The organism is Caldimonas hydrothermalis, assembly GCF_056746695.1.
Genome location: NZ_JBWQXA010000003.1, coordinates 176,193 through 188,876, shown reverse-complemented (window position 1 = coordinate 188,876; position 12,684 = coordinate 176,193). Strand labels below are relative to the sequence as shown.

The 12,684-nt window shown below is 67.1% G+C and carries 7 protein-coding genes; 4 read left to right on the top strand and 3 right to left on the bottom strand.

Going from position 1 to position 12,684, the window contains the following annotated elements; genetic code table 11:
• Positions 1–85 precede the first annotated feature (85 nt).
• Both AC1ECW_RS06040 and AC1ECW_RS06035 read left to right on the top strand, forming a co-directional pair.
• Positions 86–2,245, top strand: coding sequence for a sodium-translocating pyrophosphatase (locus AC1ECW_RS06040; protein WP_409702591.1), 2,160 nt, complete (start codon positions 86–88; stop codon positions 2,243–2,245).
• 402 nt (positions 2,246–2,647) lie between these two features.
• Positions 2,648–2,878: a hypothetical protein gene (locus tag AC1ECW_RS06035; protein ID WP_409702589.1), complete on the top strand. Its 231-nt coding sequence runs from the start codon at positions 2,648–2,650 to the stop codon at positions 2,876–2,878.
• Positions 2,879–2,891: 13 nt separating this feature from the next.
• Here the strand turns inward: AC1ECW_RS06035 and lpdA are convergent, their stop codons facing one another.
• The 3 genes from lpdA to aceE are packed head-to-tail and all read right to left on the bottom strand — an operon-like array spanning position 2,892 to position 9,080.
• Positions 2,892–4,676 (bottom strand): dihydrolipoyl dehydrogenase, encoded by a 1,785-nt coding sequence (gene lpdA, locus AC1ECW_RS06030; RefSeq protein ID WP_409702587.1) that lies wholly within the window; start codon positions 4,674–4,676, stop codon positions 2,892–2,894.
• A gap of 10 nt (positions 4,677–4,686) precedes the next feature.
• Positions 4,687–6,339: a dihydrolipoyllysine-residue acetyltransferase gene (aceF, locus tag AC1ECW_RS06025; RefSeq protein ID WP_409702585.1), complete on the bottom strand. Its 1,653-nt coding sequence runs from the start codon at positions 6,337–6,339 to the stop codon at positions 4,687–4,689.
• Positions 6,340–6,362: 23 nt separating this feature from the next.
• Positions 6,363–9,080, bottom strand: a complete 2,718-nt coding sequence (aceE, locus tag AC1ECW_RS06020) for a pyruvate dehydrogenase (acetyl-transferring), homodimeric type (RefSeq protein ID WP_409702583.1) — start codon at positions 9,078–9,080, stop codon at positions 6,363–6,365.
• A 407-nt stretch (positions 9,081–9,487) separates the two neighbouring features.
• Between aceE and AC1ECW_RS06015 the strand changes: the two genes are divergently transcribed.
• Positions 9,488–12,031, top strand: a complete 2,544-nt coding sequence (locus AC1ECW_RS06015; protein ID WP_409702581.1) for a PAS domain S-box protein — start codon at positions 9,488–9,490, stop codon at positions 12,029–12,031.
• An 8-nt stretch (positions 12,032–12,039) separates the two neighbouring features.
• The gene (locus tag AC1ECW_RS06010) at positions 12,040–12,663 is read left to right on the top strand and encodes a response regulator transcription factor (RefSeq protein ID WP_409702579.1); all 624 of its coding nucleotides are present in this window, start codon (positions 12,040–12,042) and stop codon (positions 12,661–12,663) included.
• The last annotated feature ends 21 nt before the right edge of the window (positions 12,664–12,684 follow it).

Below are 12,684 nucleotides of genomic sequence, written 5' to 3'. Positions count from 1 at the left end.
TTGCGTAGCATGGGCCGGCCAACGTGGCAAGCCAAGACCACGGGCCTTCGATCACCATCGGATCACCAGAGGAAGGAGCCCTTTCATGTCCACCGATTTGGCGCTGTATTTTGCGCTCGTGTGTGGCGTGGCCGCCGTCGTCTACGGTTTCGTGTCACGCACCTGGATCCTGAAGCAGGAAGCGGGCAACACCCGTATGCAGGAGATCGCCGCGGCGATCCAGACCGGCGCTGCGGCCTATCTGGCGCGGCAGTACAAGACGATCGCCATCGTCGGCGTCGTGCTGGCGGTGCTGATCGGCATCTTCATCGATGGCGCCACCGCCGTGGCCTTCGTCATCGGGGCCGTGCTCTCGGGCGCCTGCGGGTTCATTGGCATGAATGTGTCGGTGCGTGCCAATGTGCGCACCGCGCAGGCGGCCACCCGGGGCATCGACGCCGCCCTGGCGGTGGCCTTCCGCGGCGGTGCGATCACCGGATTGCTGGTGGTGGGCCTGGGCCTGCTGGGTGTGGGGGTGCTGTTCTGGTTCCTGATCATGAACGGACAGGTCACCCCGGTCACGCCACTGTCCACCGTGCTCAAGCCGCTGATCGGTCTGGCCTTCGGCTCTTCGCTCATTTCGATCTTCGCTCGCCTGGGCGGGGGCATCTTCACCAAGGGCGCCGACGTGGGGGCCGACCTGGTGGGCAAGGTGGAAGCCGGCATCCCCGAGGACGACCCTCGCAACCCGGCGGTGATCGCCGACAACGTGGGCGACAACGTGGGCGACTGCGCCGGCATGGCCGCCGACCTCTTCGAAACCTACGCCGTGACGCTGATCGCGACCATGGTGCTGGGCGCCCTGATGATCACGGCCTTCCCGATGCAGGCGGCCGTGCTGCCGCTGGCACTCGGCGGCTTTTCGATCGTCGCTTCCATCATCGGCTGTGGCGCGGTCAAGGCCTCGCCGGGCATGAAAAACGTGATGCCGGCCCTCTACAAGGGCCTGATCGTCTCGGGGGTGATCGCACTCGTCGGCTTTTTCTTCATCGTGAAGTGGGTGATGCCCGACGACGCGCTGTACGCCAGCGGCACCCAGCTTCGCCTGTTCGGCGCCGCCGCGGTGGGCCTGGTGCTCACGGCGCTGATGGTGTGGATTACCGAGTACTACACCGGCACCGACTACTCGCCCGTCAAGCATGTGGCCAAGGCCTCCACCACCGGGCACGGCACCAACATCATCGCCGGCCTGGGCGTGAGCATGAAGTCCACCGCCTGGCCGGTGATCTTCGTGTGCGCGGCGATCATCGTGAGCTACCTGCTCGCCGGCCTGTACGGCATCGCGATTGCCGCCACCTCCATGCTCAGCCTGGCCGGCATCATCGTGGCCCTCGATGCCTACGGCCCCATCACCGACAACGCCGGCGGCATCGCCGAGATGTCCGAGTTGCCCCAGTCGGTGCGTGACGTCACCGACCCGCTGGACGCCGTGGGCAACACCACCAAGGCCGTCACCAAAGGCTATGCCATCGGCTCGGCCGGCCTGGCCGCGCTGGTGCTGTTCGCCGACTACACCCATGGCCTGGAAGCCGCCGGCCACCATGTGAGCTTCGACCTGTCGAACCACATGGTGATCGTGGGCCTGTTCATCGGCGGCCTCATCCCCTATCTCTTCGGCGCGATGGCGATGGAAGCGGTGGGCCGGGCGGCGGGCAGCGTGGTCGAGGAAGTGCGCCGGCAGTTCAAGACCATCCCCGGCATCATGGAGGGCACGGGCCAGCCCGAGTACGGCACCGCCGTGGACATGCTCACCAGTGCGGCCATCAAGGAGATGATCCTCCCCTCGCTGCTGCCCGTGGTCGTGCCGATCCTGGTGGGCCTGCTGCTCGGCCCCGAGGCGCTGGGCGGCCTGCTGATGGGCACCATCGTGACCGGCCTGTTCGTGGCGATCTCGATGTGCACCGGCGGCGGCGCCTGGGACAACGCCAAGAAGTACATCGAGGAAGGCCATTACGGCGGCAAGGGCAGCGAAGCCCACAAGGCGGCCGTCACCGGCGACACCGTCGGCGACCCCTACAAGGACACCGCCGGCCCGGCCGTGAACCCCTTGATCAAGATCATCAATATCGTCGCGCTGCTGATCGTGCCGCTGCTGCCGGTGAGCACGGCCACGAAAGCCGAATCGGCGCCTGCGGCGCCGGCCGTCCAGGCCCAGGTCGCGGCCTCCATGGTCACGCCGGCTGCGACCCTGACCGCCGCCCGCTGAGCCGGCCCCCTCCTTTTGCAACGCCCGCCTCGCGCGGGCGTTGTGTCGTGGAAAGCCCCCCTCAAGTCGCCCCGGGTTTTCGGCATTGCTTCACGCCCATGACGGGGTTCGATCTGCCAAGGTTGGGCCCGCCATGCTTCAATGCCCGCCATGGGACATGCCGTGCGAACTCGAGGCTTGAGCGGACCTGCGATCCGGCCAGCGCTGGCATTGGCCTGTGCTTGTACGTCTGCATGGGCCCAGGCGCGCGACTCGACCATCGCGCTGGCCGCCCCGGCGTCCCCACAGACCGCGCTCATCACCACGGCAGCGGCAACGGGTCCGGCAATACCGCAGCCGGCCCGGAAGAAGGTGTCGACGACCAAGACGCCCCAGCAGCAACGTCTTGCCCGGCCAGCTCCCGTGAGCCCGCCGGCGCTCAATCTTCAGCTCGCCGATGCAGCGTCCACGCCCAAGCCGATGGGGGCGTCCCGCGCCGCGCCGCTGGCCTGGGCCAGTCCCGAGCGCCCAGCCAGCGGCCTGGATCTGCGGCCCCCGGTGTCGGACCGCTGGTGGATGAACGCCCGCCTGGTGGACAACGGCGACCGCCACCCCGAGCCGGGGCTGACGGTCGGCGTCAAGTTCAAGTTCTGACCGGCGCCCCGGGTCAGCGTCGCGCCGGCGGCACGTCGGTGCAGGTGCCGTGCGCCACCTCGGCGGCCATGCCAATGCTCTCGCCCAGCGTGGGGTGGGGGTGGATCGTCTTGCCGATGTCCACCTCGTCGGCGCCCATCTCGATGGCCAGCGCGATCTCGCCGATCATGTCGCCGGCGTGGGTGCCCACGATGCCGCCCCCCACGATGCGATGGGTCTCGGCGTCGAAGAGCAGCTTGGTGAAGCCCTCGTCACGGCCGTTGGCGATGGCCCGGCCCGAGGCCGTCCAAGGGAACAGACCCTTCTTCACCTGGCGGCCCTCGGCCTTGGCCAGGTCTTCGGTCAGGCCCACCCAGGCCACCTCGGGGTCGGTGTAGGCCACGCTGGGGATCACCCGGGCATCGAAGGCCGCTTTCTGGCCCGCGGCCACCTCGGCTGCCACATGGGCCTCATGCACCGCCTTGTGCGCGAGCATGGGCTGGCCGACGATGTCGCCAATCGCGAAGATGTGCGGCACGTTGGTGCGCATCTGGAGGTCCACCGGGATGAAGCCGCGGTCGCTCACCGCCACGCCGGCCTTCTCGGCGCCGATCTTCTTGCCGTTGGGGCTGCGGCCCACGGCCTGCAGCACCAAGTCATAAAGCTGCGGCTCCTTCGGCGCAGCCTCACCCTCGAAGCTCACGAGGATGCCGTCGGCCGTCGCCTGGGCGCCCACGGTCTTCGTCTTGAGCAGAATGTGGTCGAAGCGCGGGGCATTCATCTTCTGCCACACGCGCACCAGGTCGCGGTCGGCGCCTTGCATCAGGCCGTCGAGCATCTCCACCACGTCCAGGCGGGCGCCCAAGGTGGAGTACACCGTACCCATCTCCAGGCCGATGATGCCGCCGCCGATGATGAGCATGCGCTTCGGGGCATGCTGCAACTGCAGCGCGCCGGTCGAATCGACGATGCGGGGGTCGTCGGGCAGGAAGGGCAGGCGCACCGCCTGCGAACCGGCCGCGATGATGGCCTGCTTGAAGCGGATGGTCTGCGTCTTGCCGGTCTTGTCCTGGCCCTCGCCGGTGGTTTCCTCGACCTGCACGTGATGCGGGTCGACGAAGGTGCCGTAGCCACGCACGATGGTGACCTTGCGCATCTTGGCCATGGCGGCCAGGCCCCCGGTGAGCTTGCCCACCACCTTGTTCTTGTGGGCCAGCAGCTTGCTGCGGTCCACCGCAGGCTCGCCGAAGCTCACCCCCAGGTCGGCGAAGTGCTTCACCTCGTCCATCACCGCCGCCACATGCAGCAGCGCCTTGGACGGGATGCAGCCCACGTTCAGGCACACCCCCCCCAGCGTGGCATAGCGCTCCACCAGCACCACCTTCATGCCGAGGTCGGCTGCACGGAAGGCTGCCGAGTAGCCGCCGGGGCCCGCGCCCAGCACGAGCATGTCGCACTCGAGGTCGGCGCCGCCGGCATAGGTGGAGGCCACAGGGGCCACAGGGGCCACTGTGGCAACGGGCGCTGGCGCAGCAGCGGGAGCGGGTGCAGAAACAGGCGTCGGTGCCGCCGCACCGGCTTCCTGTGCTTCCAACAGCAGGATGACCGAGCCCTCGTTGACGGTGTCACCCACCTTCACCCGCAGCTCCTTCACCACGCCGGCCAGGGGAGAAGGGATCTCCATCGACGCCTTGTCCGACTCCACGGTGATGAGGCTCTGCTCGGCCTTCACCGTATCGCCGGGCTTCACCAGCACCTCGATGACGCCCACGTCCTTGAAGTCGCCGATGTCGGGAACTTTGATCTCGATGATGGACATGCCGCGCTCCTTACAGCATCACCCGGCGGAAGTCCGCCAGCACCGAAGCCAGATAGGCGTTGAAGCGGGCGGCAGCCGCGCCATCGATGACGCGGTGGTCCCAGCTCAACGACAGCGGCAGGATCAAGCGAGGCTGGAAGGCCTTGCCATCCCAGCGGGGCTCCATGGTCGAGCGGCATACACCCAGGATGGCCACCTCGGGCGCGTTGATGATGGGGGTGAAGTAACGCCCCCCGATGCCGCCCAGCGACGAGATCGAGAAGCAGCCACCACTCATCTCGGCCGGGCTGAGCTTGCCTTCGCGGGCCTTGGCGGCCAGCTCGCTCATTTCCTGGCTGATCTGCAGGATGCCCTTCTTGTCGGCATCCTTGATCACCGGCACCACCAGGCCGTTGGGCGTGTCGGCCGCAAAGCCGATGTGGTAGTACTGCTTGAGTACGAGCTGCTCGCCATCCAGGCTGGCGTTGAACTCGGGGAACTTCTTCAGGGCCGCGACCGAGGCCTTGATTAGGAAGGCCAGCATCGTCACCTTGATGCCGCTCTTCTCGTTTTCCTTGTTGAGCTGCACGCGGAAGGCTTCGAGCTCGGTGATGTCGGCATCGTCGTGGTTGGTGACGTGCGGGATCATCACCCAGTTGCGGTGCAGGTTGGCGCCGCTGATCTTCTTGATGCGCGAAAGGTCCTTGCGCTGCACCGGGCCGAACTTGCTGAAATCGACCTGCGGCCAGGGCAACAGGCCGGGGAAGCTCCCCGCTCCTGCCGCCGCGGCCGGCGCCTTGGCCTTCTGGGCCTGGGTGTGGACCTCGCCGGCCATGACCTGCTTGACGAAGCGGTGGACGTCGTCCTGGGTGATGCGTCCCTTCGGGCCGGTGCCGGGCACCTCGGCCAGCGGCACGCCCAGCTCCCGCGCCAGCCGGCGGATGCTGGGGGAGGCATGGGGCAGTGACCCGGGCGATGCGGGCGAAACGATGGCTGGCGTGGGCGTGGGTGCAGGCACGACGGATGCAGGCCCAGCGGCCGGGGCCGGTGCCGCAACCGGCGTGGCGGGCGCCGCAACGGGAACAGATGGCGCCGCAGCAGCCGTGCCGCCCGCCGTCTCGATCAGGGCGATCGGTGTGCCCTTGGACACCTTGTCACCCACCGCCACCTTCAGCGCCTTGAGCACACCGCCATGCGACGACGGGATCTCCATCGAGGCCTTGTCGGACTCCACCGTGATCAGGCTCTGCTCGGGCACGATGGTGTCGCCGGGCTGGACCAGCAGCTCGATCACCGCCACATCGCTGAAGTCCCCGATGTCGGGCACGACCACCTCGACCACACCGCCCGACGCGGCCGGCGACGGTGCCGGAGTCGGCGGGGGCGCGGCGGCTGCCACCGGCGCAGGCGCAGCCACCGGCTCAGGTGCAGGCGCGGCTGCAGCCCCCTCAGCGTCCACCACCAGCAACACGCTGCCTTCGCTGACCTTGTCGCCCAGCTTCACCTTGAGCTCGCGCACGACGCCGGCATGCGTGGAGGGGATCTCCATCGACGCCTTGTCGCTCTCCACTGTCACCAGACTCTGCTCCACCGAGATGGTGTCGCCGGGTTTGACCAGCAGCTCGATGATCTCGACGTCCTTGAAGTCCCCGATGTCGGGCACCTTCACTTCGATCAATGCCATGTTCTTGTCCCCGTTCTTGTTGTTCAGGCGTACAGCGGGTTGATCTTCTCGGTGTTGATGCCGTACTTGCGGATCGCCTCGGACACGCGCGACAGCGGCACGGTGCCCTCTTCGGCCAGCGCCTTGAGCGCGGCCACGACGATGTAGTGGCGGTTGACCTCGAAGTGCTCGCGCAGCTTGCTGCGGAAGTCGCTGCGGCCAAAGCCGTCGGTGCCCAGCACCTTGTAGATGCGTCCCTTGGGCAAGAAGGCACGGATCTGGTCGGCGTAGTTCTTCATGTAATCAGTGGAGGCGACCACCGGGCCGGCATAGGGTTCGAGCTGCTGGGCCACGAAAGGCACACGCGGGGTCTGCTCGGGGTGCAGCAGGTTCCAGCGCTCGCAATCTTGGCCCTCGCGCGCCAGTTCGTTGAAGCTCGGGCAGCTCCACACATTGGCCGACACGCCCCAGTCGCGTTCGAGCAGTTCTTTGGCGAAGATCGATTCGCGCAGGATGGAGCCGCTGCCCAGCAGGTTGACCTGCGGCGGCATCTTCGCCCCTTCTTGCAGCAGGTACATGCCCTTGATGATCTGTTCCTCGGTGCCGGGCTTGAGGCCGGGGTGGGCGTAGTTCTCGTTGAGCAGGGTGATGTAGTAGAAGACGTTCTCCTGCTTCTCGACCATGCGCTTGAGACCGTGCTGCATGATCACGGCCACTTCGTGGGCAAAGGTGGGGTCGTAGCTCACGCAGTTCGGGATCGTGCTGGCCAGGATGTGGCTGTGGCCGTCCTCGTGCTGCAGGCCCTCGCCATTGAGCGTGGTGCGCCCCGAGGTGCCGCCCAGCAGGAAGCCGCGCGCCTGCATGTCGCCGGCGGCCCAAGCCAGATCCCCGATGCGCTGGAAGCCGAACATCGAGTAATAGATGTAGAAGGGGATCATGATGCGGTTGTTCGTCGAATACGACGTGGCTGCAGCGATCCAGCTCGCCATACCGCCCGCCTCGTTGATGCCTTCCTGCAGGATCTGGCCGGCCTTGTCCTCCTTGTAGTACATGACCTGGTCCTTGTCGACCGGGGTGTATTTCTGGCCTTCGGGGTTGTAGATGCCGATCTGGCGGAACAGACCTTCCATGCCGAAGGTGCGCGCCTCGTCCACCAGGATGGGCACCACGCGCGGACCCAGGGCCTGGTCGCGCAGCAGTTGCGTGAGGAAGCGCACGTAAGCCTGGGTGGTGCTGATCTCGCGCCCCTCGGCCGTGGGCTCGAGGACAGCCTTGAAGGTCTCCAGCGAGGGCACGGTGAAGCTCTCGGTGCTGCGCGGCCGGCGCTTGGGCAGGTAGCCACCCAGGGCCTTGCGGCGCGCGTGCAGATACTTCATCTCCGGCGTGTCGTCGGCCGGCTTGTAGAAAGGAATCTTGGGCAGCTCGCTGTCAGGAATCGGGATGTTGAAGCGATCGCGGAAGTAACGGATGTCCTCGTCCGAGAGCTTCTTGGTCTGGTGGGCCGTGTTCTTGCCCTCTCCGGCCTTGCCCATGCCGTAGCCCTTGACCGTCTTGACCAGGATGACGGTGGGTTGGCCCTCGTGGTGATAGGCACGGTGGAAGGCGGCATAGACCTTCTGCGCGTCGTGCCCCCCGCGGCGCAGCGCCCAGATGTCCTCGTCGCTCATCTTGGCCACCAGCTCCAGCGTGCGCGGGTCACGGCCGAAGAAATGCTTGCGCACATAGGCCCCGTCGTTGGCCTTGAAGGCCTGGTAGTCGCCGTCGAGCGTGTCCATCATGATCTTGCGCAGGGCGCCATCCTTGTCGCGCGCCAGCAGGGCGTCCCATTCGCGCCCCCACAGCAGCTTGATCACGTTCCAGCCCGAGCCGCGGAACTCGCCTTCGAGCTCCTGGATGATCTTGCCATTGCCCCGCACCGGACCATCCAGGCGCTGCAGGTTGCAGTTGACGACGAAGATGAGGTTGTCGAGCTTTTCGCGCGCGGCCAGGCCGATGGCCCCCAGGCTCTCGGGCTCGTCCATCTCACCGTCGCCGCAGAACACCCACACCTTGCGCTTGGAGGTATCGGCAATGCCGCGCGCGTGCAAGTACTTCAGGAAGCGAGCCTGGTAGATGGCCATCAGCGGGCCCAGCCCCATCGACACCGTGGGGAACTGCCAGAACTCGGGCATCAGCTTGGGGTGCGGGTAGCTGGAGATGCCCTTGCCGTCGACCTCCTGGCGGAAGTGGAGCAGTTGCTCCTCGCTCAGGCGCCCTTCCATGAAGGCCCGCGCGTAGATGCCCGGCGCGCTGTGGCCCTGGATGTAGAGCAGATCCCCGCCATGGGTGCCTCCCTCATCGGTGTCGTCGGCGTGCCAGAAATGGTTGAAGCCCACGGCGAACATGTGGGCCAGCGATTGAAAGGAGCTGATGTGCCCCCCCAGATCCCCCCCGTCGGGCGGATTGAGCCGGTTGGCCTTGACCACCATGGCCATCGCGTTCCAGCGCATGTAGGCGCGCAGTCGGCCTTCCAGCTCCAGGTTGCCCGGGTTGTGCGCCTCTTCCGAGGGCTCGATGGTGTTCACATAGCCCGTCGTGGCCGAGAACGGCATGTCCACGCTGTGCTGGCGGGCCTCCTCGAGCAATTGCTCGAGCAGGTAGTGCGCGCGCTCGGGGCCTTCGCGCTCGATGACGGCCGTCAGCGCATCGAGCCATTCGCGGGTTTCCTGGGCGTCGGCATCGTTGGCCGCCGGGGCGGCGGGGGGTTGGGGCATCGCGGACATGCTTGTCTCCAGCTCATGGGTTGACTGCCTCCCGGTCGGCCGTGCGCATCACGCGGTGCGGGACGCGGTCACGCGCATGCGCGGCCGCGCCCACCGCCGGGTTCCAACGCGAGTGTGGCACAGATCGCTGTTTTTTCAAATAGTGCGAGCAGTTTTCACATAATAAAATCATGTCGAACGCCCGTTCTTTTCCCCTCTGATCCGGCGCCCGCGCCACGGTGACGGCCCACTGTGGCGCAGCCGCGCAGGCTCCACAAGGGGCCTGTCCCGCACCTGGGATCGGAGCAGCCCCGCAGCGGCTGCCTGCGGCGGTCGAGGCAACGCCGGGCCGCTCCCCGGTTTGCTTGCCCCCCACGGGGGGCGGGCCGGGTTCGGCCCGGCGCTGGGAGCACTCGATAATTCCGGATATGTCCGTGCCCCATTCCGAGTTCCGTTTGAGCACCCACGAGACGGGGTCACCCCCGTCCAAGCGGCGCCTGCTGCGCGCCTGGTGGCGCCGCCAATCGCCCGCCCGCCAGGACCGGTTCGCCACGCTTGGCCCGCTGGTGTCCGTGCTGCTGTTCCTGGCGGCCATCATCACGGCGTTCTGGTATTTGCGCATCGAGGAGATCGAACGCGAGCAGGAGTCGGTCAAACGCGACACCGAGGTGGCCCAGCACCAGATCCGCCTGCGCCTGATCGAGAACCAGGAGCAGCTCGTGCGGCTCGCACGCGAGGTCACCACCGGCGCGATCGATGCCGACGAGTTCATCGGCCAGGCGACGACCCTGGCGCGCGAGCGCCCCGAACTGGTCAGCCTGAGCTGGCTGCAGGCCGACCGCACCCGGCATGCCAGCCATGTCTCGCCCAGCCACAGCTTCATGGGCAGCCGCTATGCCGAAACGCCGGCCCCGGCCTCGTCTGCGGCCTCGGCCGACGGCCTGGTGCGTAACGAGCCCGAATGGGCCTTCGAAACCGCCCGCGAACTGCGGCTGCCCGTGTACTCCCGACCCTACGCCACCGAGGCCGGCTTGCACGTCGTGCAGGTCCAGGTACCGCTGGTGGACCGCGCCACCTTTGCCGGCACCGTGGTGGCCGAGTATTCGGTCGAGGCCCTGTTGCGCTACTTCGTGCCCACCGAGGTAGCCAACCGTCACGGCATGATGCTGCTCGACGCCAACGGCCGCGTGCTGGCCAGCACCGTCTCGCGCGACCCAGGGCGGGAAGCCCGCCGCGACGCCCTGCATCACGACATCCCGGTCGCGCCGGTGGGCAACGGGCTGATCCTGCGGGGCGTGGGCTACCGCACCTCGGTGGGACTGATCAGCAACACGCTGTTCTGGATGGTGACCGCGCTGAGCGTGCTCACCGTGTGGATGCTGTTGGGCACTTGGCGGCACATGCGCCGGCGCCTGCAGGTGCAGCAGGCGCTGGTGGCCGAGACCAACTTCCGCCGTGCGATGGAGAATTCCATGCTCACCGGCATGCGTGCCATGGACATGGAAGGCCGCATCACCTACGTGAACGCCGCGTACTGCTCGATGACGGGGTTCTCCGAGGCCGAGCTGGTGGGGCGCACGCCCCCCTTCCCTCACTGGCCGCCCGACCGCATGGAGGAAAGCCGCCGGTTGTTCGAGCAGGAGCTGCAAGGGCGCAGCCCGCCCGGAGGCATCGAAGTGCGCGTGATGCGCAAGGACGGCACCCAGTTCGATGCACGCATGTACGTCTCGCCGCTGATCGACGCCAAAGGCAACCAGACGGGCTGGATGACCTCGATGACCAACATCACCGAGGCCAAACGCATCCGCGACCAACTCTCCGCCTCGCACGAACGCTTCACCACGGTGCTGGAGGGGCTGGATGCCGCCGTCTCGGTGGTGTCGGTGCAGCAAGGCGAGCTGCTGTTCGCCAACCGCTCCTACCGCCTGTGGTTCGGCACCGACGGCAAGGGACATGCCCTGCTGGCTGGCGCCCGGGAGTCCGAGTCCGTGCCGGTGCTGCCCGACACCGATGACGAGTCCGTGGACCATTTCGGCGGCCTGCCCACGCAGGAGCTGACCGAAACCGGCTCGGACCCACGCGAGGTGTACGTCGAGTCGCTCGGACGCTGGTTCGACGTGCGATCGCGCTACCTGCAGTGGACCGACGGCCGGCTCGCCCAGATGCTGATCGCCACCGACGTGACGGCCCGGGTGCGCGCCGAGGAGCAGGCCGCCCGCCAGGCCGACCAGGCCCAGATCACCAGCCGCCTGGTCACGATGGGCGAGATGGCCTCGTCGGTCGCCCATGAGCTCAACCAGCCGCTAACAGCCATCTCGAACTACTGCAACGGGATCATCTCCCGGGTCAAGGCCGGCGGGATGAAGGACGCCGACCTGCTCGCCGCACTGGAGAAGACCGCCAGGCAGGCCCAACGCGCCGGGCAGATCATCCACCGCATCCGCGCCTTCGTGAAGAAGAGCGAGCCCCAGCGCCAGCCCTCGCAAGCCCGCGAGATCGTGGACGACGCCGTCGAACTGGCGATGATCGAGCTGCGGCGGCGCAACGTGAGCATCCACACCTATGTCGCCCAGCGCCTGCCGCCCTTGATGGTCGACCCCATCCTGATCGAGCAGGTGCTGCTCAACCTGCTGAAGAACGCGGCCGAGGCTATCGACAGCGCCAAGCTGCCGCCGTCGCGTCGCAACATCGAACTGCGGGTGGTGCCGCGCCATACCTCCGACGAGGGCGGCGTGATCGAGTTCAGCGTCACCGACTCAGGCCCCGGCCTGAAGGAGGAGGTGCTCGGCCGGATGTACGAGGCCTTCTTCTCGACCAAGTCCGACGGCCTGGGCATCGGCCTGTCGCTGTGCCGCTCGATCATCGAGTCGCACCATGGCCGGATACGGGCCGAGAACTTATACAATGGTCCGAGCGTCGTCGGCTGCCGGTTCAGCTTCACCTTGCCGGTAGAGATCTCCAACCCTAGCTGAATGCACCCATGAGCCTGATCCCCAAGAAAGGCACCGTCTATGTCGTCGATGACGACGAAGCCGTGCGCGACTCGCTGCAATGGTTGCTCGAGGGCAAGGACTACCGTGTCAAGTGCTTTGACTCCGCCGAATCCTTCCTCTCGCGCTTCGACCCGCGCGAGGTGGCCTGCCTGATCGCCGACATCCGCATGGACGGTATGAGCGGCCTGGAACTGCAAGACCGCCTGATCGAGCGACGCTCCCCCCTGCCCATCGTCTTCATCACCGGCCACGGCGACGTGCCCATGGCCGTGAACACGATGAAGAAGGGGGCGATGGACTTCATCGAGAAGCCCTTCAAGGAAGAGGAACTCGTCTCCCTGGTCGAGCGCATGCTCGAGCAGGCTCGTACGCTGTTCGCCCAGCAGCAGGAAGCCGCCAGCCGCGACGCCCTGCTCTCGCGCCTGACCACCCGCGAAGCCCAGGTGCTCGATCGCATCGTCGCTGGCCGGCTCAACAAGCAAATCGCCGACGACCTGGGCATCAGCATCAAGACGGTGGAGGCGCACCGCGCCAACATCATGGAAAAACTCAACGCCAACACCGTGGCCGACCTGCTCAAGATCGCCCTGGGCGCGCAGGCCAAGGTCTGACGCCTGCCCCCATCCCGAGGC

Bases quoted from the DNA above. Each gene is read 5' to 3' on its own strand.
- aceE (WP_409702583.1), bottom strand. From the start codon at position 9,080: ATGTCCGCGATGCCCCAACCCCCCGCCGCCCCGGCGGCCAACGATGCC.
- AC1ECW_RS06015 (WP_409702581.1), top strand. From the start codon at position 9,488: ATGTCCGTGCCCCATTCCGAGTTCCGTTTGAGCACCCACGAGACGGGG.
- aceF (WP_409702585.1), bottom strand. From the start codon at position 6,339: ATGGCATTGATCGAAGTGAAGGTGCCCGACATCGGGGACTTCAAGGAC.
- AC1ECW_RS06010 (WP_409702579.1), top strand. From the start codon at position 12,040: ATGAGCCTGATCCCCAAGAAAGGCACCGTCTATGTCGTCGATGACGAC.
- AC1ECW_RS06040 (WP_409702591.1), top strand. From the start codon at position 86: ATGTCCACCGATTTGGCGCTGTATTTTGCGCTCGTGTGTGGCGTGGCC.
- lpdA (WP_409702587.1), bottom strand. From the start codon at position 4,676: ATGTCCATCATCGAGATCAAAGTTCCCGACATCGGCGACTTCAAGGAC.